Source organism: Anaerotignum faecicola, from assembly GCF_003865035.1.
Taxonomy (GTDB): domain Bacteria; phylum Bacillota; class Clostridia; order Lachnospirales; family Anaerotignaceae; genus Anaerotignum_A; species Anaerotignum_A faecicola.
Window position 1 is genome coordinate 92,754 of sequence record NZ_BHVZ01000001.1, and the last position, 17,472, is coordinate 110,225.

At 48.4% G+C, this 17,472-nt stretch carries 18 protein-coding genes and 1 riboswitch; of the genes, 4 read left to right on the forward strand and 14 right to left on the reverse strand.

Going from position 1 to position 17,472, the window contains the following annotated elements:
* Window positions 1-3: 3 nt before the first annotated feature.
* Window positions 4-897 carry a LysR family transcriptional regulator gene (locus EJE48_RS00405; RefSeq protein WP_016407673.1) on the forward strand — a complete coding sequence of 298 codons (894 nt, stop codon included), beginning with the start codon at window positions 4-6 and terminating at the stop codon, window positions 895-897.
* A gap of 229 nt (window positions 898-1,126) precedes the next feature.
* Here EJE48_RS00405 and EJE48_RS00410 read toward each other — a convergent pair whose 3' ends face one another.
* The 14 genes from EJE48_RS00410 to EJE48_RS00475 all read right to left on the reverse strand — a co-directional run bounded on the left by EJE48_RS00410 (window position 1,127) and on the right by EJE48_RS00475 (window position 14,019).
* Window positions 1,127-2,197: a glycosyltransferase gene (locus EJE48_RS00410; protein ID WP_118581946.1), complete on the reverse strand. Its 1,071-nt coding sequence runs from the start codon at window positions 2,195-2,197 to the stop codon at window positions 1,127-1,129.
* Between the two features lie 102 nt (window positions 2,198-2,299).
* Entirely contained in the window at window positions 2,300-2,980 is a 681-nt protein-coding gene (locus EJE48_RS00415) for a V-type ATP synthase subunit D (protein ID WP_016407671.1), read from the reverse strand.
* A gap of 6 nt (window positions 2,981-2,986) precedes the next feature.
* On the reverse strand, window positions 2,987-4,363 hold the full coding sequence (locus tag EJE48_RS00420; RefSeq protein ID WP_016407670.1) for a V-type ATP synthase subunit B: 1,377 nt from the start codon (window positions 4,361-4,363) through the stop codon (window positions 2,987-2,989).
* Complete coding sequence (locus EJE48_RS00425) at window positions 4,360-6,135, reverse strand: V-type ATP synthase subunit A (protein ID WP_016407669.1); 1,776 nt, start codon at window positions 6,133-6,135, stop codon at window positions 4,360-4,362. Before EJE48_RS00425 ends, EJE48_RS00420 begins: the two co-directional genes overlap by 4 nt.
* A gap of 25 nt (window positions 6,136-6,160) precedes the next feature.
* Window positions 6,161-6,478 (reverse strand): V-type ATP synthase subunit F, encoded by a 318-nt coding sequence (locus tag EJE48_RS00430; protein WP_124984193.1) that lies wholly within the window; start codon window positions 6,476-6,478, stop codon window positions 6,161-6,163.
* Window positions 6,471-7,445: a V-type ATP synthase subunit C gene (locus EJE48_RS00435; RefSeq protein WP_124984194.1), complete on the reverse strand. Its 975-nt coding sequence runs from the start codon at window positions 7,443-7,445 to the stop codon at window positions 6,471-6,473. Before EJE48_RS00435 ends, EJE48_RS00430 begins: the two co-directional genes overlap by 8 nt.
* 13 nt (window positions 7,446-7,458) lie before the next feature.
* Window positions 7,459-8,019, reverse strand: coding sequence for a V-type ATP synthase subunit E (locus EJE48_RS00440; RefSeq protein WP_124984195.1), 561 nt, complete (start codon window positions 8,017-8,019; stop codon window positions 7,459-7,461).
* Between the two features lie 31 nt (window positions 8,020-8,050).
* Window positions 8,051-8,545, reverse strand: coding sequence for a V-type ATP synthase subunit K (locus EJE48_RS00445; protein WP_118581951.1), 495 nt, complete (start codon window positions 8,543-8,545; stop codon window positions 8,051-8,053).
* Window positions 8,529-10,529, reverse strand: a complete 2,001-nt coding sequence (locus EJE48_RS00450; RefSeq protein ID WP_124984196.1) for a V-type ATP synthase subunit I — start codon at window positions 10,527-10,529, stop codon at window positions 8,529-8,531. The genes EJE48_RS00445 and EJE48_RS00450 overlap by 17 nt, the downstream gene beginning before the upstream one ends.
* Window positions 10,516-10,842, reverse strand: a complete 327-nt coding sequence (locus EJE48_RS00455) for a hypothetical protein (protein WP_016407663.1) — start codon at window positions 10,840-10,842, stop codon at window positions 10,516-10,518. Before EJE48_RS00455 ends, EJE48_RS00450 begins: the two co-directional genes overlap by 14 nt.
* Window positions 10,843-11,532: 690 nt before the next feature.
* Window positions 11,533-11,967, reverse strand: a complete 435-nt coding sequence (locus EJE48_RS00460) for an NUDIX domain-containing protein (RefSeq protein ID WP_118581956.1) — start codon at window positions 11,965-11,967, stop codon at window positions 11,533-11,535.
* Between the two features lie 41 nt (window positions 11,968-12,008).
* A complete protein-coding gene (gene hslO, locus EJE48_RS00465; protein WP_016407661.1) occupies window positions 12,009-12,887 on the reverse strand; it encodes an Hsp33 family molecular chaperone HslO in 879 nt (292 codons plus the stop codon).
* 21 nt (window positions 12,888-12,908) lie between these two features.
* Complete coding sequence (locus EJE48_RS00470; RefSeq protein WP_118581959.1) at window positions 12,909-13,655, reverse strand: class I SAM-dependent DNA methyltransferase; 747 nt, start codon at window positions 13,653-13,655, stop codon at window positions 12,909-12,911.
* 145 nt (window positions 13,656-13,800) lie between these two features.
* The gene (locus tag EJE48_RS00475) at window positions 13,801-14,019 is read right to left on the reverse strand and encodes a small, acid-soluble spore protein, alpha/beta type (RefSeq protein WP_118581962.1); all 219 of its coding nucleotides are present in this window, start codon (window positions 14,017-14,019) and stop codon (window positions 13,801-13,803) included.
* Window positions 14,020-14,186: 167 nt separating this feature from the next.
* A riboswitch (Lysine riboswitch) is annotated at window positions 14,187-14,364 on the forward strand.
* Window positions 14,365-14,519: 155 nt separating this feature from the next.
* Between EJE48_RS00475 and EJE48_RS00480 the strand changes: the two genes are divergently transcribed.
* From EJE48_RS00480 to dapB, 3 genes are all read left to right on the forward strand, one after another.
* On the forward strand, window positions 14,520-15,518 hold the full coding sequence (locus EJE48_RS00480) for an aspartate-semialdehyde dehydrogenase (protein WP_118581965.1): 999 nt from the start codon (window positions 14,520-14,522) through the stop codon (window positions 15,516-15,518).
* A 49-nt stretch (window positions 15,519-15,567) separates the two neighbouring features.
* Window positions 15,568-16,449: a 4-hydroxy-tetrahydrodipicolinate synthase gene (dapA, locus tag EJE48_RS00485; protein ID WP_118581968.1), complete on the forward strand. Its 882-nt coding sequence runs from the start codon at window positions 15,568-15,570 to the stop codon at window positions 16,447-16,449.
* Between the two features lie 244 nt (window positions 16,450-16,693).
* Window positions 16,694-17,446: a 4-hydroxy-tetrahydrodipicolinate reductase gene (gene dapB / locus EJE48_RS00490; protein ID WP_118581971.1), complete on the forward strand. Its 753-nt coding sequence runs from the start codon at window positions 16,694-16,696 to the stop codon at window positions 17,444-17,446.
* The last annotated feature ends 26 nt before the right edge of the window (window positions 17,447-17,472 follow it).

Below are 17,472 nucleotides of genomic sequence, written 5' to 3' on the forward strand. Positions count from 1 at the left end.
TTTATGGAAGTACGAAATTTAATCACATTTCTGAAAATCATTGAAACAGGCAGTTTTTCCAAGGCAGCGGAGCAGCTGACCTATTCCCAGTCCACAGTTACCGTACAGATTCAGCAGCTGGAGGAAGAAATCGGCGTGCAGCTGTTCGACCGCATCGGCAAAAAAATCTACGTCACGGAAAAAGGGCATGAGCTGGAAGCCTATGCACAGCAGATTATCGCTCTGACCCAGCAGGCGGCTGCCATCGGCGGCGAGGAGCAGGAGCTGCAGGGAACACTGCGCCTTGCCTGTCTCGATTCCCCCTTTACCGCTGTCCTCCCCGATATCCTGCGGGAATATCACTGCGCGCACCCCAAGGTAGATATCATCGTAAAAACAGCCGATAATGTTTTTTTCGCGGAGCGCATGCTTTCCCAGAATGAGGTCGATCTTGCCTTCGTTGTCCATGATCAGCGAAGGACAAAAAATTTCATCAAAACCATCCTGAAAGAAGCGCATTATGTCTTTGTGGCTGCCCCCACTCGCCCTCTGACGAAAAAGCCCGTAGTCACTCTGGCGGAAATCGCGGAAAATGATGTGATTATCACAAATCAGCAGTTCTATTTCTCCGATATGTCCAATGAGTACACCAAAAACACCCTCGCCTATCTCATCAAGCCGCGGTTTGATCTCTGGAATCCCATCGCCGCCATGGAGCTGGCAAAGCTGGATTGCGGCATTGCCCTGCTCGCCTCTTATCTCGTTGAGGATGCCGTTAAAAAAGGTGAGTTGTGTACCCTTAATGTGCCGGAACTGGATTTCACCGTATGGCTGCAGGTGCTCCGTCATGAGCAGAAAGCAGTCACCCCACAGATGTCCGCCTTTTATAAGCTCCTGCGGGAATACTACAAAAAGTGAAATTATCTGGGTTGAAAGTAAGCCCCCTTATTACTTTTTTTAATAGAAATCTTTAAATCTATCAATTTCACATTTCTTTTTGGATGTGTTACAATGACCTTGTACCCTAAAAGAGAAAACTTCCATCATATACAAATCTCACCATACGGCTCATGATGAGATTTCCTTCCTTCTTCCTCCGGGTACTTTCACATGCTTGCAGTCGTAATCTTCCTTGCGGCTGCTTTTTTTATGCTCTTTTCGCAAGATACTCCCGATTCTGCCGCACCGATGCATCCTCCGGTCGGAATACCCCTGCCATTTCATTATACATCTTCGCCATCTCCCATTCCCCCAGCCTGCCATAGCAGACACAAAGCCGAATACAGGGCAGAAATCCATAGCATTCCTCCTGCACAAACGCCCCCTGCTCCGTGCGTCTTTCTGCATGCAGCGCATTTTCATACCAGAAAATTGCCTGCTCCCACCGCCCTTTTTCATAAAAATATTCCCCGATTTCACAGCAATGCTCCCCTGTCGGCGGCGCAAATTGCAAACCCTCCAAAAGCAACGAAATTCCTTCCTCCTCTTTTCCCGCCGCCTGCAAACAATGCGCCAGCATCTGCACCGCCTCTGCTTTATTTTCCGCCCCTCCCTCCGGATTTTCCAGAAACGCACGAAGCACCTCTGCCGCCTGCTCCTGTTTTTCATGTGCAAATAATTCCCGTCCGTAATAAAACCATTCCCGCGCGCTCAGCTTCTCCCCCTCCGCAAGCATTTTTTTATAAATCCGCAGACTGCAGTCAGAATATTTCTGCTTTTCCTTCCGCCGCATAAAATGAATTTCCTCATACCGCACGCTTCCGAAGGGCGGAATCCTCTCATTTGCACGCCCCTGCCACCGCGCCTGCGGACAACGGCGCACCAGTCGCTCTCTGTAGCAGGAAAATTTCGTCCGTCCGCCCTCGTCAACGCCCCTGTCAAAAAGCATCATTACCATATCACAGGGATTTTCCAGCAAATCCGCCTTCAAAGCAAGCAGCTTTTCCTTCTCCCCTGATGGCAGAATATCCTCCGCATCCATCCACAGCAGATACTCTCCCGTCCCCTTGGAAAACGCAAAATTTCTTGCCGCCGCAAAATCATCCATCCAAGGAAAATCATAAATTTTATCCGTGAATTGCCGTGCAATCTCCTTTGTTCTGTCCGTAGAACCCATATCCACAATGACGATTTCCTCTACCGCATCCGCTATGCCTTCCAAGCACCGCGCCAGTGCTTTCTCCTCCTGCCGCACAATCATGCAAAGACTCATTCTCATCCTGCCACGCTCCTTTCCCTTCTGCCAGCTTATGCAAAAAAGAAAAGAGCGTGCAAATCCGCATACAAAAAAGGCACCCCAAATTTTAGGATGCCTTTTTTCTTATTCTCCGAAGGCTGCTGCCTCCTGCTTTCTTTTTGTTTCGATTGCTTTTTTCGCAACCATATCCTTTACCTTCATCAGCCGCGTTGTGTTTGCACGTTCGTTTTCTTCCAATTTCATTGTGATATATTTAATTGTTTCCTGATAATTTGGAATCATAACATTTTCCAGTGCATTTACACGGCGGCGGGTACGTTCAATTTCCTGTGCCAGAAGCTGTGCCGTTTTTTCGCTTTCCGCCAGACGGAGCAAAGGCTCCATCGCATCGGAGAAGGAAAGCATCGCACTATCCAGCTCACCCGAGGTAAACGCCATGCCGTAAGGGAAAATATTCCCGTCACCGCCGCCCTCCTTCTGGAAGTCAAACACAGGTACGTTTACACTCATAATATTTTTTTTCGTAACCTTTACGGATACAGACTGCTGGGGAATCATCAGTGCTTCCCCTAAGCTTGCCTCACTGAGAACTGCTCTGGCAATGATGAAGTTTTTATAAGCATTTTCCAGTGCAGTCTCTGCTTCCTCTCTCAAACGCTTATTTTCCCGCACAATTTCCATGAACTGCTTCATCAGCTCATCTAGCTTATCCTTCAGCAGCTTATGCCCTCTGGTTGCAGTTTTCAGCTGTCCCTTCAGACGGGTCATTTCCATACGGGTGGGGTTGACATTCAATCTAGCCACACTTCATCACTCCCCGCTGTTCAAATATTTTTCCAGATATTCGTCACGAATACGCTTCAATTCACTTCTCGGCAGCATACGCAGCAAATCCCATCCTGTTTCCAGTGTCTGCTCAATGGTTCTGTCTGTCTGGAAGCCCTGAGAAACATATCTCTTCTCAAATTCATCCGCAAATTTTGCATAAATCAGGTCAACCTCGGACAAAGCGGATTCGCCCAGAATTGCCATCAGCTCCTTCGCATCTTTACCACGAGAATATGCCGCAAACAGCTGGTTCATCGTATCCGCATGATCCTCTCTCGTCTTGCCCTTACCGATACCTTTATCCTTCAGACGGGACAGGGAAGGCAGTACATTGATGGGAGGCTGAACCCCCTTCTTATCCAGCTCACGGCTCAGAATAATCTGTCCCTCTGTGATGTAGCCTGTCAAGTCGGGGATGGGGTGTGTCTTATCCTCCTCCGGCATGGTCAGAATGGGAATCATTGTGATAGAACCGGGGTGTCCCTTCATTCTGCCTGCACGTTCATACATCGTTGCAAGGTCTGTATACAGATAACCGGGATACCCACGACGACCGGGAACCTCCTTCTTCGCCGCAGAAACCTCACGCAGCGCCTCTGCATAGTTTGTAATATCCGTCAGAATAACCAGAACGTGCATATCCTGCTCAAATGCCAGATATTCCGCTGCGGTCAGTGCCATTTTAGGCGTACAGATACGCTCTACCGCAGGGTCATTTGCAAGGTTTACAAAGACAACAGAACGGTCAATCGCACCTGTCTGCTTGAAGTCATTGATAAAGAACTCCGCATCCTCAAAGGTGATACCGATTGCCGCGAAAACTACCGCAAATTTAGAATCCGTACCACGAACCTTCGCCTGTCTTGCAATCTGAACCGCCAGATTTGCGTGCGGCAGACCGGATGCAGAGAAGATAGGCAGCTTCTGCCCACGAACCAGTGTATTCAGCCCGTCAATCGCGGATACACCTGTCTGGATAAATTCCGCAGGATATTCACGCGCCGCAGGGTTGATGGGTGCACCGTTGATGTCCAGTCTTTTTTCGGGAATGATAGCCGGGCCGCCGTCAATGGGGTTGCCCATACCATCAAATACACGCCCCAGAATATCAGGGGAAACACCAAAGTCCAAGCTTTTGCCAAGGAAACGAACCTTGCTTTCCGCCAGGTTGATACCTGTTGCACTTTCAAACAGCTGTACCAGAGCCGTGTCGCCGTTTACCTCCAGAACCTTGCATTTTCTGATCTCGCCGTTTGCCAGCTCGATTTCGCCCAGCTCATCATAGGTAACGCCTTCTACACCAGAAACCACCATCAGAGGGCCGGCTACTTCCTGAATCGAACGATATTCCTTTATCATAATTCATCTGCCCCCTTTCTGATCAGCTCTGCTACCTCTGTTTTGATTTCTCTTTCAATTTCATCGTAGCTCTTGTCTACGTTCATTTCTTCCACATATTTTGCACGGCCGATACGCTCGATCACATCCATTTTTGTCAGCTTCTGAATCGTAACGCCCTGCTTGATTGCTTCATTTGCCTCTTTATAGAAGGTCAGAATCAGCTTCATCATACGATACTGCTTATGCAGGGAGGTGTAGGTATCCACCTCATGGAAGGAGTTCTGATGCAGGAAGTCCTCACGAATGGAGCGTGCCGTTTCCAGAATCAGTCTGTCCCCGTGGCTCAGTGCATCCACGCCGACCAGCTGTACGATTTCGTTCAGCTCTGCCTCTGTCTGCAACAGACGCATTGCCTCTGTTCTCTGCGCAGAGAAGTTCGGCTCTACGTTTTCATCCGCCCATGCGTCAACCTTTGCCTGATACAGAGAGTAGCTTGTCAGCCAGTTGATCGCAGGGAAGTGACGCTTATATGCCAGAGAGGAATCCAATCCCCAGAATACCTTTACAATACGCAGTGTTGCCTGCGATACAGGCTCGGAAATATCGCCGCCGGGAGGAGATACCGCACCGATAGCCGTCAGCGTGCCGATTCTGTCATCATTGCCCAAGCAGACTACGCGCCCTGCACGTTCATAGAACTGCGCCAAACGGGAGCCAAGGTAAGCGGGATAGCCTTCTTCACCGGGCATTTCCTCCAGACGACCGGACATTTCACGCAGCGCCTCTGCCCAACGAGAGGTGGAGTCCGCCATCAGCGCAACGCTGTAGCCCATGTCACGGAAGAATTCCGCAATCGTAATCCCTGTATAAATAGATGCTTCACGCGCCGCAACGGGCATATCGGAGGTATTTGCAATCAGAACGGTTCTCTGCATCAGAGATTCTCCTGTACGGGGGTCCTTCAGCTCAGGGAACTCGTTCAGTACGTCTGTCATTTCATTCCCACGCTCGCCGCAGCCGATGTAAACAACGATATCCGCATCCGCCCATTTTGCAAGCTGATGCTGTGTTACTGTTTTACCGGAGCCGAAGGGGCCGGGGATTGCCGCAACGCCGCCCTTTGTAATAGGGAAGAATGTATCAATGACACGCTGCCCTGTAATCAGAGGCGCATCGGGAGATTCCTTTTTCTTATAGGGTCTTTCTCGACGTACAGGCCATTTCTGCATCATGGTTACATTCACGTCATTGCCCTTTTCATCTGTGATGATACAAACGGTTTCCTCAATGGTGAAATCGCCGATAAAAATTTCCTTAATAACGCCCTTGAGGCCATAGGGAACCATGATTTTACACTGCACCACAGCCGTTTCCTGCACAAAACCGATTTCATCCCCTGCAACTACTGCATCGCCGGGCTGCTTTGTGGGTTCAAATTTCCATTTCTTTTCTCTGTCCAGAGAGGGCACCTCAACACCTCTGCGGATGTTTGTGCCGCCCACCTCGTACATTTTTTCCAATGGACGCTGGATACCGTCATAGATGGTAGAAATCAGCCCGGGGCCAAGCTCTACGCTCATAGGCATCCCAACGGATACAACCTCTTCTCCGGGGCCAAGCCCTGCCGTTTCCTCATAAACCTGAATAGAGGCTTTATCTCCGTGCATTTCGATGATTTCACCGATCAAATGCTTATCAGATACACGAACCACGTCAAACATATTGGCATCTCTCATGCCCTCCGCAATGACCAGTGGACCGGATACCTTTACGATCGTGCCTGTTTTCATATCTTCATTCACCTACAATCATTCATTATTCGCTAAACAATATATCTGCGCCGATGGCACGCTTTGCCGATTCACGCACCTCATTCATGCCCAGCCCCATGCTGCCGCCGATACCGGGGATCACAATAATAGCGGGCAATTCCATATCCTTATATTTTGCAAGGCTTTCCTTCGCCTTCAGGCTGGCTCCCTCTGTGATGTAAATAATCGCATATTCCTTTTCTGCCAGCTTATGGATTGTTTTTTTAATTTCCTCCGCGGAATAGGCAGGGAAAATATCAATCCCAAGAGCAAGGAAGCCCATAACGGTGTCTTTGTCGCCAATGATACCAACCTTAGACATACGCTTCTCTCACCCTTTCTTTAATTGTATCTGCATCAATATTATGCAGCTTGCAGGTCATAATAATCCGCACGCATTTTGCCTCTGTCTCTTTTGCAAGGATATAAGCCGCAACGGGTTCGGGGGTCAAGGTTTTATATTTTGCCTCCTTCACATATTCCGTCAGGTAATCATCGCAGGCCTTTTCAAAGGCAGTAAAGCCAAGCTCCATGCTGTCGCAGAGTCTGCCATAGCTCGTTTCCTTCAGCGCCGCCGCTACGTTGTCGCTCTTAAAGGCATGCAGCAATGCTTCCGTGCTGATTTCGCCGCCGGGCACCAAGCCTTCTGTCAGCTCCTGCTCCGTCCGCTTCAGTGTATAAATGCGGTACAGCGTTTTCAGATTAGTGATATCTGCCAGCTTTCGCACATAGGTTGCAACATAAGGAATGCCAAGCTTTTCTGCCGCATCACTCATCACGCGAAAGCATGCCCGATCCAAAGTCGTGTCGATGTATCGTCCGTTCTTTGTCTTTGCATAAAGCTCAATGGCTTCTTCCACAGCCTTCGCATCAATGCAGGGCATTTCCATATAGTTTCTTTCACGGAAGAATTTCCGCAAATCCTCTACGGGAATCGAACCGCCCTGAATCAGGAATTTCCTGCCGTTTACCTTGGAAATTTCCTCCTTGATGAGCACCTTCACATTGTGATAATCGTTTTTGAATCGGAAAATATCCATGAAAACCTCATTGGGAATCAGCTTACCCATTGCCTGATATGCTTCCTCCAGATTCGCCTGAATCATGGTTTCAAATTCATGGACATCCCCAATCTGCGTTTTCCCGTAATCACTATCCTGCAAGAAGCGCAGTGCTTCCTCTGCATCCTTAGCCTCTGCCATCTGCAGCAGCTTTTGCTTTGTCAGCAGCTTATTTTCCATGGAGCGCACGCTGGCTACGGCGAAAGGGTAAATTCGTTCTTTTGCCATTTTCTACCCCTCCTTAAAACAAAATTTTTGCTGCGATTTGCTGGATTTCTTCTTTTTCTACTGTAATAATTGATTCAAAAGAATAGTTATATTCAATATCTCCGTTTTTCACGATAAAACCGCCGCTGATGTCCGCCGTCTGCGCGGAAAGGGTAAATTCGTTTTCCTTTACAACGTCCGCCAGTCTTGCCGCATCCTTCTTGGAAACCAGAATTTCCGTCCCCAGAGAACGGTCAAGCTTTTTCAGCATACCGCCGATGACCTTCGCATATGCCGCATCGTCCAGAGAAAGCAGTCTTTTTTCTGCCTCCGCAATCGTTTCCGCAAGAATTTCCTGCTTCGTTTCCAGAATGGCCTTTTTCGCCTGCATCTGTGCGCCGGAAATCTCCTTTGCGGCAGCCTTTTCCGCCTCTGCCTGTGCGTTTCTGTCGAATACGTCCAGCTCCTTATTCACCTTTTCCTGTGCGGCCTTCAGAACAGCATCTGCCTCCTTCTGCCCCTTGGCAAGGGATGCCTTTGCTACCTCTTCTGCCTCCGCAATGATTTTATCAATGATAATCTTACCATCATTCATAGGAGTTACTCCTCCTTTTCCGTTTTATTGATTACAGCTGGATGCTGTTGAGCATCAGGAAGGAAACCAACAGAGCCAAAACGGCGTATGTTTCTACCATCGCTGCAAACAGCATACCCTTTGCCAGCTCGCTGGGTCTTTTCCCTACCAGCATAACGCCTGCTGCGGCTGCCTTACCCTGAGAAATACCGGAAATCAGACCTACGAATGCAATAGGCAGACATGCTGCAAAAATTTCAGCACCCTGCACCACTGTCAGTTCCATCATACCGTCGCCGCCCAGCAGACCAACCTTAACCATTACGATAAAGGCAATCAGCAGACCGTAGATACCCTGTGTACCGGGCAGAGCCTGCAGCAGCAGAACCTGACCGAATTTATTAGGGTCTTCGGAAACAACCCCCGCAGCCGCTTCACCGGCAATACCAACACCCTTGGCGCTGCCGATGCCGGCAAACAAAGATGCCAGAGCCGCGCCGCCTAATGCCAAAAATTCACCGCTTAATAAATTATTTAACATTGTCATTACCCTCCTTGAGAATCTTGATATATTTTGTTTTTCTTTCAAATGGAGCGAAAGGTCTTCCGCCGCCCGTATAGAATTTACCGAAAAATTCAACATACTGCAATCTGCACGAATGAACGAAAGCACCCAGCGCGTTAATTGCAATATTGAATACCGTACCAAAGGCGAATACCACAATCAGCAGGACAGAACCCGCGATGCCGCCGCCTGCCAGAGAGCCCAGTGTGTTGAATACCTGTGCAACAACGCCTGTTGCAAGCCCCAACGCCAGCAATCTGGAATAGGAAAGCACATCAGACAGATAGCTTGTGATGCCGTAAAGGCTGCCAAGTCCGCCTGTCAGCTTGCCGAAAATGCCTTTTTTCTTTCTGCCGCCTGTCAGCAGAATACCAACCGCACCGATGATTGCCATAATCTTGCCGATGCCGACCGCTCCTGCGCCCAGCTTTCCGCCGAATGCAAACAGAACAATGCCAATCAGCAGCAGATACCATAAGCCGATATCAAACAGTGCATCCAACGGACGACCGTCCTTAATATCCATGTAGGCCTGAACCCCCATGCCGACAAACAGGTGAATGGCCCCCAGAATCAGAGACACCACCAAAAGCTTCATAGGCTCGCTCAGAGGGTCAAACCACAAGGGCTTGATAACAAACTCCTTCCCGAAAAAGGTCTTTGCCGCCACGGTAAAGAAGTTCCCGAACCAGCCGCCGAATAATGCGCCCCACATAAAGGTAGACAAACCACAGAACATAAACATCTTAATCATGCGGTGGGTCGTGCCCTCCGGCTTGTATTTCTTTAGAATGATTGCACATAGAGTTGTCAGGATGAGCCCGTAGGCAGCATCACTGAGCATCAGCCCGAAGAACAGGAAATAGAAGGGTGCCAGAATTGCCGTAGGGTCGATATCATGCCGTCCCGGCAGGCTGTACATCCCCGTAACCGCCTCAAAGGGAGTCACGATGGAATTGTTCTGCAGCAGAACAGGCACACTCTCATCATCGGGGTCAGGCTCTTCAATATTATAGTAGAATTCATATTCCTTTAACAGTGCTTCTACCTCAGGCTGTGCCTTTGCCGGCATCCAGCCATCGAAATAGAATACCATTTCCGTGCTGACCATATCCCCGACAACCCTTGCTCTGTCTCTGCGCATCATCAGGCTGTCATACAGAAATTCGATATGCTCTCTGTAAGCCGCCAGCTTTTTCAGTATTTCTTCGTCTTCCGCAATATTTTTTTCATTTTTTTCAATTTCTTTTTCATAGCGATGCATCGCTTCTGTTGCAGTCCCCTTCTGGTCTGCCAGCGTGACTGCCGAGAAGTTGTATGGACGCAGTGCCTCAAGCAGCTGCTCCTTTTCTTCCTTCAAACAAATGAACGCATAATACTTCTGCTGCTTATCCTTGCTGACCTCCTGTACAATCACAGAAGGTGCTGCCGCCTGCACATCTGCCGTCATCTGCACCGTATCGGTCTTTACGGGTGCTGCGCCAAGCTGCACCAGAGCATGCTCCGTTTCATTCATTTCCAGCGGAATATCCAGCGTTTCCCAAGGCTTCAGCCCTGCAATCAGTCCACGCAGCCGGTTGATTTCTGTCCGCCTGTCGGCAATATCCTTATAGGTCTCGACAGCCTTATCCACATTCAGCTCCGTTTCCGTTTTAATGGAATCCATCAGCTTCGCAAAATCGCCTCTGTCCAGCTTTATTCTTGAGGGGAACAGCGGCTTCTTTGCAGTGTCATACTTCCCAATGGCCTCCAATGCAGTGCTTACACGGCTGATATCCGCCTCCAGACGCGAAACATCGGCACTGTTACTGGTTCGGAAAATGTCGGGCATCCATTCCTCATCGTTAATTGCACCCTCGTTCGAGTCGATTTCCACAACCCCAAGGTGCATCAGCTCATGGATGAAGGGTGTCCGGCTGCTGTTCAAACCAATGACAGTAAGCTTTCGCATCTCAACAACTGCCATATTCTCCCACAACCTTTCCGATTACCGCCAGAACGGCTTCTTCCTTCCTTTGCGCTGCCTGCTCTCTAATCTGAGAACAAGCCTCCTCCGCTTCCTTTAAAATCTTTTGGATTGCCTCCTGGCTCTCCGCTACAGCGTTTTCTACGGCTTGGTGCATTTCCTTTGCCCCTTGCAGTTTTGCCTCCTCCAGCAGGATTTCCTGCTGCTTCAGTGCATCGGCCTTCCTTTCTTCAGCCTGTGCAACAGCCTGCTTTTTGATTTCCACAGCACGCGCTTCCGCCTCTACAATGCTTTTCAGGATCTCATAAGCCACAATACTCACCTCACTTGCTGTATTTTTTTATTGAACAAATTGCACAGGTACTTTAAAACTCCCGTTAAAATTTTCTTGTTAAAGATATAACAGTATTATTTTCTAATTTAAATAGAGATTCGTCCCTGTCCCACTCGTTCCTTCCCCTTCGGTTTCCGAAGGTATGGTTGAAATTTTCATGAATTTTCAAGAAAATTCCAAGGATATATGAAATATGAAACACATCCTTACCGTAAATAATACGGGATTTTTATGAATCTGTCAATCCTCTTACATTTTCTGTCCAATTCTCAAACCTTTTTCTTTCTCGGATATGTTTGTTAAAAATACATCATAGTCCTTTCGTCGAAAAAGCAAATCTCTTTATTTTTCAAGGTTTGCGAACGGTCTTTCGCATGCAATTTATTTGTATTCCAATTTTTGCAGATTGTTTTTCCCTCTCCTCCCCTTGATGTTTTGTATAAAACAAACAGTTTTTTGCAGCTAATTTTTGTCAGTTTCCCATTAGGAAAATATTTTTTTCACTGAACAAAACTTTTTTAAGTGAAATATTATTCATTTGAAACAGCTGTTTCCTGTTTTTACGCGTTTTTCTCCTCTCCTTAGTCATTCCTTTATGCAAATTCAACAAATTAAAAAAGAGTACAGAATCCATTCAATAAATTGAATAGATTCCGTACTCCGAAAGGTTTATCCCTCCTGCTTTTTCCGCAGAGATGCAAATGCCGCACGAATGTCGCGCTTCATCCAGTGGGGCAATTCGCTTTCTTCCATTTCCTCCTCTGTCATCCAGAAGAAGGCCTCATGCTCAGGGCTGAGCCTTACCTCGCCCCCCGTCCATGTGCAGGCGTATGTAAAAATACAAAGGTGGATGTGGTGCTTGATGGCATCAAATAAGGACAACGGCGGTCCGATGGAAACATGTAAATCCGTTTCCTCGCGGATTTCTCTGCGCAGTCCCTCCTCTGCCTTCTCAAAGAAATGCAGTCCGCCTCCCGGCAGATCCCATTTCTGATGGCTGTTCATATAGCTGCACTCCATTTCATGCTTGGAACGGCAAAGCACCAGTGCTTTATTCTCTTTTATAATGACAGCCTTCACAGCCACCGCAAAATCCCTTTTCAAAAGGAACGCCCCCTTTGGCTCTTTCGTTCTTGCTTACTCTCTCATTTCGCATCTTCCAGAAGCTTTTTCAGTTCTTCTTCCGTAAAATCGTATTCCTTGCCGCAGAAATGACAGTGCAGGTTTGCCTTCTTGTCCTCTCTGATGATTTTTTCCAGTTCCTCTCTGCCAATGCTGATGAGTGCCTTTTCCACACGCTCTCGTGTGCAGTTGCAGTAAAATTCCGTCGGAACGGTATCCATGATTTTCAGCTCCATATCTCCCAGAATCATCTGCAAAATATCCTCCGGTGTTTTCCCCATATCCAGTAAATCCGAAACATAAGGAAGCGTTGCCAGCTTCTTTTCCAGCTTCTCAATCATTTCATCCGTTGCATCGGGAAGCAGCTGAATGATAAAGCCGCCGGCTCTGCGGATAGAGGTATCCGTTTCCACCAGCACCCCCAGACCAACCGCGGAGGGGGTCTGCTCAGACTGTGCGAAATAATAGGTCAGGTCATCTGCGATTTCCCCTGTCACCAGTTCAATCCGTCCGGCATAAGGCTCTCTCATGCCGATATCCTTGATTACGCTCATGTAGCCGTTGCCGATTGCGCCGCCGACATTCAGCTTGCCGGGATATAAATCCGGAATTTCCACATTGGGGTTGAATACATAGCCCTTCACTCTCGCATGGCTGTCGCTCGTTACCACAAGCCCCTGCAAGGGGCCCTCGCCGCGAATCTGCAGGGTTACAATATCCTTTTCGCCCTTCAGCATACTGCCCATCATCGCTGCCGCCGTCAACATTCTGCCCAGTGCCGCAGATGCAACGGGAGAGGTATGATGAATCTCTCTTGCATGCTGCACCAAATCCCTCGTTGTTGCGGCAAAAGCACGAATACTGCCGTTACCCGCCGTCGCTCTTACAATATAATCACTCATGTTTTTTCCTCCGGTTGTTCTTTATTTCAATCGAGCCGCAAACAGCAAGCGCTCACTTTTCTCATGCGGCTTTGCAAAGCTATAGCCATCCGTAACCTCCAGCAGCTCCATCCCTGCCGCCTGCAAGGCCTGTGCCACTTCCTCTGTTGTATAGGCTCTTTCGTAGTGGTATTCCTCCACACGCTCATATAATCCGTTTTCCTGCTCAATAAAAAAGCTTACATAATATTCATTGATTTTTTCTTCCTCGTCGTAATCATTCTCCCAGATATACGCCGCTGCTTCCTCTGCCGAGCCAAACGCCCTCTGCCCCAGTACCTCTCGAAATTTATATTCCGTATTCATATCAAATAAAAAGAGGCTCTCCTTTTTCATGTGAGCGGCAATGCTTTGGAAGGCACTCTCCAACTGCCCGTCTTCAATCAAATAATTCATGCAGTCGCAAAGGCTCAGAATACAATCTGCCTGCTCGCCCAGATCCAGCTCCGTCATATCCTGACAGGCAAGCCGCACCGAAACACCCGCCTCCATCGCCTTGTGGTCTGCCTCTGTTAGCATTTCGGGGGAAAGGTCAACGCCAATCACATCGAAGCCCTCCTGCGCCAGAGGAAGCAGAATACTGCCTGTCCCACAGCCTAAATCCAGAATCGTTTTCGGCGCGATGCCGTATTTTTTCCAAACCGCATGGATGTGGTCGAGCCATTCGTCATATTCCACTTGTTCCATAAAAAGATCATATACCGATGCAAAGGTTTCGTATGCGCTCATAAAGCCCTCCTCCATGCCCTTCTACAGAGAGATATTCGTTCACAATTTTATATTATAGCTCTATCCGTTTTTAAATGCAAGCAGGAATCCTTATAGACAGGAAATGTCTTTCTGCTGTCCATACCCCTGTCCACTCCCTGTCCTTTTAGGTGTCCACTCTGTCCACTTTGTCCGCTTCTGTCCGCTTTCGCTCCGCCGTTTTTCTTGTCCCCATAATGCCGCCGATGCGTCCGCTTTCTCTCGATGTCAGCCCCCTCCAGCCGTACCGCTCCACCTTCTCCAGAAGCCCCAGCTCCTCGGCAACCTCGTATTTCATCGCCAAATCACGCTTTTCCGCCTCGGTCAGTTCCTTCTTTTTTCGCAATCAAATCACCCTTTCTGTCCTTTTCCTTCCACTCAGTATGCACATTTTCCGCCAAAACATGTATTTTGTGCGCAGACGAATGACTCTTTAAAAAATACAATATTTTTTCGTAAATTTATTTGACAGAATACCTATCTGGTGTTAGACTATGAGACAAATACATATTTTTCTAAAGTAGAGGTGCGTTTTTCAAGAGTATCCGGGCAAATGTCATAAGGGATAGAGGAAGCCCGCAGAAAGGGGAAAACGCCGAAGAAGGGATAAGCCTTATCTTTCCCCTTCTGGTTGTGCAGCTAATATCTGTACGACTGTCATTGGAAAACCCAATGGAGCGCTACAAAGAACAATCAAACTGCGGCATTCAAGGATACCACAGTTTCCTTGGAGGTCGGCGCGTGCGTCGGCTGTTTTTGTTTATAGCAAGAAAAACTATTCCAAAGCACAGCCCATCGACCTTTTATCATCGAAAACATTAACGCAAAAGAAAGAAGGATTTTAAAATGAAGAAAATCAATCTCGCCGTAGTCGGCGCAACAGGCATGGTAGGCAGAACTTTCCTGAAGGTTCTGGAGGAAAGACAGCTGCCCATCGAAAACTTCTATGTTATGGCATCTGCCCGTTCCGCAGGCTCCACGTTGAAATTCAATGGCAAGGACTATGTTGTGGAAGAGCTGAATGAGCATTCCTTTGATAAGCCCATTGATATCGCACTGTTCTCCGCAGGCGGCGGCACAAGCGAAAAATTCGCACCCATCGCAGCCGCTCATGGCTGCATCGTCATCGACAACAGCTCCCAGTGGAGAATGGATCCCGCGGTTCCCCTGATTGTTCCCGAGGTAAACCCTGAGGATATCAGCTGGCACAAAAACATCATTGCCAACCCCAACTGCTCCACCATTCAGGCAATGGTTGCGCTGAAGCCTCTGGATGATAAATATAAAATCAAACGTGTGGTTTATTCCACCTATCAGGCAGTATCCGGCGCAGGTGTTGCAGGCTGGAAGGATTTGGAAAACGGCATGAAGGGCGAGGCTCCCAAGAAATTTCCTCACCCCATTGCAAGCAACTGCCTGCCCCACATTGATTCCTTCCTGGATAACGGCTATACAAAGGAAGAAATGAAGATGGTAAACGAAACCAGAAAGATTCTGCATAACGATGCTATGCGCGTGACGGCAACAACGGTTCGTGTACCTGTTTTCGATTCTCACAGCGAATCCATCAACGTGGAATTTGAAAAGCCCTTCGATCTGGATGAGCTGATTGAGGTTCTGAAAAATGCACCCGGTGTTGTTGTGCAGAATGACAGCGCACACAACGAATACCCTATGGCTGTTACCGCAGCAGGCAAGGACGAGGTATTCATCGGACGTATCCGTCGCGACGAAAGCGTAGAAAACGGTGTAAATCTTTGGGTAGTCGCTGACAACATCCGTAAGGGTGCGGCAACAAATGCAGTACAGATTGCGGAAGAAATCATAAAAGCAATGAACGAATAAGTCATTCATACTATATAAGAGAGTTCAATATTCGAAGGAGGTCATACATATGTCTATTTTCACAGGCGCAGGCGTAGCCCTCGTAACACCCATGCATGCTGACGGCAGCGTAAACTTTGATAAAATGAAGGAACTGATTGAATTTCAGATTGCAAATGATACAGATGCGCTGATCATCTGTGGCACAACAGGGGAAGCATCTACCATGTCAGATGAGGTACAGATTGAATGTATCCGCTTCGCAAAAGAGGCTGCAGCAGGTCGTGTTCCCGTTATCGCAGGTGCAGGCAGCAATGATACCGCACACTGTATCGCACTGGCACAGGGCTGCGAAAAGGCAGGCGCTGATGCCGTTCTGCTGGTAACCCCCTACTACAACAAGGCAACACAGAAGGGGCTGATTCTGCACTACACAGCAGTTGCAAACAGCATCAATATTCCCATCATTCTTTACAATGTACCCGGCAGAACCGGTTGCAACATTGCACCCAAGACAGTTGCGGAGCTGGCAAAGGTAAAGAACATCGTTGCAGTGAAGGAAGCAAGCGGCAATCTGTCTCAGGTGGCTGAAATTGCGGCTCTGGTTGGCCCCGATTTCGATATTTACAGCGGCAATGATGACCAGATTCTGCCTGTTTTGTCTCTGGGCGGCAAGGGCGTTATCTCCGTTCTGTCCAACGTAGCACCCAAGCAGACACACGACATGGTTATGCATTATCTGAATGGGGATACAAAGGCGGCTACAAAGCTGCAGCTGGATGCGATTGAATTGATTTCCGCACTGTTCTGCGAAGTAAACCCCATCCCCGTAAAGACTGCGCTGAATGAAATGGGCTATGCGGTTGGGCCTTGTGTAGCACCTCTGTGCGAGATGGAGCCCAAGAATCTGGAAACATTGAGAACCGCACTGAAGAACTACGGTCTGATTTAAGGACTTACTTTTCTTGAGGGGATGTTTTTTGAGGGCTTTGCCCTCAAACTCCCACCAAGGGGATCATCCCCTTGGAACCCGATACTGCAACACCATATACATGGTGTTGCGAAGGGGAGTCAAGGGGTATGAGCACCGCCAAGAACAAGGCGGCGGCACAGCCGTCTTCCTGAATGGAAGATGCTTGATAAATTCCCCTTGCAGGGTTTGGGACAGCGTCCCAAAGAAAGGAGCAATAAAAATTATGGTAAATGTAATCATTCATGGCTGCGGTGGCAAAATGGGTCACGTTGTAGCCGAATTAGTGAAAAACGAACCGGATTGTCAGGTTGTGGCAGGCATCGACCCCACCACCCCTGCGTTGGATTTCCCTGTATTCCCCAGCTGCGAAGCCTGCGATGTTGCAGGGGATGTCATCATCGACTTCTCCACAGCAAAGGCAGTTCCTGCCCTTCTGGCATTTTCCAAGGCAAAAAAAATCCCTGTTGTGCTCTGCACCACAGCATTATCCGAGGAAACCACCGCGCTGATGCAGGAAACAAGCAAGGAGGTTGCGATTCTGAAATCCGCGAATATGTCTGTTGGCGTAAATCTGTTACTGGATTTGGTACAGCGTGCGGCAGTCATTCTGGCAGAAAGCGGCTTCGATATTGAAATCGTGGAAAAACACCACAATCAGAAGATTGATGCCCCCAGTGGCACCGCAATGGCTCTGGCAGATGCCATCAATCAGGCAATGGAGGAACGGTATCATTATGTATATGATCGTTCTCAGGTGCATGAAAAAAGAGAAAAAACCGAAATCGGGATTCATGCAGTGCGCGGCGGCAATATCGTCGGCGAGCATGATGTCATTTTTGCAGGCAGAGATGAAGTCATTGAGCTGACCCATCGTGCAACCTCTCGCGAGGTTTTCGCCGTTGGCGCAGTGAAGGCGGCAAAATTCCTGGCAGGCAAGCCTGCCGGTCTATACACTATGAAGGAAGTTCTGCAATAAGCACAAAAAATCCTCTGAGATGGAAT

What these genes read in the sequence shown, in the direction of transcription:
- EJE48_RS00405 (WP_016407673.1), top strand. Translation starts at nt 4, where the DNA reads ATGGAAGTACGAAATTTAATCACATTTCTGAAAATCATTGAAACAGGC.
- EJE48_RS00410 (WP_118581946.1), bottom strand. Translation starts at nt 2,197, where the DNA reads ATGAGAATGAGTCTTTGCATGATTGTGCGGCAGGAGGAGAAAGCACTG.
- EJE48_RS00420 (WP_016407670.1), bottom strand. Translation starts at nt 4,363, where the DNA reads ATGATAAAGGAATATCGTTCGATTCAGGAAGTAGCCGGCCCTCTGATG.
- EJE48_RS00425 (WP_016407669.1), bottom strand. Translation starts at nt 6,135, where the DNA reads ATGAAAACAGGCACGATCGTAAAGGTATCCGGTCCACTGGTCATTGCG.
- EJE48_RS00430 (WP_124984193.1), bottom strand. Translation starts at nt 6,478, where the DNA reads ATGTCTAAGGTTGGTATCATTGGCGACAAAGACACCGTTATGGGCTTC.
- EJE48_RS00435 (WP_124984194.1), bottom strand. Translation starts at nt 7,445, where the DNA reads ATGGCAAAAGAACGAATTTACCCTTTCGCCGTAGCCAGCGTGCGCTCC.
- EJE48_RS00440 (WP_124984195.1), bottom strand. Translation starts at nt 8,019, where the DNA reads ATGAATGATGGTAAGATTATCATTGATAAAATCATTGCGGAGGCAGAA.
- EJE48_RS00445 (WP_118581951.1), bottom strand. Translation starts at nt 8,545, where the DNA reads ATGACAATGTTAAATAATTTATTAAGCGGTGAATTTTTGGCATTAGGC.
- EJE48_RS00450 (WP_124984196.1), bottom strand. Translation starts at nt 10,529, where the DNA reads ATGGCAGTTGTTGAGATGCGAAAGCTTACTGTCATTGGTTTGAACAGC.
- hslO (WP_016407661.1), bottom strand. Translation starts at nt 12,887, where the DNA reads ATGAGTGATTATATTGTAAGAGCGACGGCGGGTAACGGCAGTATTCGT.
- EJE48_RS00470 (WP_118581959.1), bottom strand. Translation starts at nt 13,655, where the DNA reads ATGAGCGCATACGAAACCTTTGCATCGGTATATGATCTTTTTATGGAA.
- EJE48_RS00480 (WP_118581965.1), top strand. Translation starts at nt 14,520, where the DNA reads ATGAAGAAAATCAATCTCGCCGTAGTCGGCGCAACAGGCATGGTAGGC.
- dapA (WP_118581968.1), top strand. Translation starts at nt 15,568, where the DNA reads ATGTCTATTTTCACAGGCGCAGGCGTAGCCCTCGTAACACCCATGCAT.
- dapB (WP_118581971.1), top strand. Translation starts at nt 16,694, where the DNA reads ATGGTAAATGTAATCATTCATGGCTGCGGTGGCAAAATGGGTCACGTT.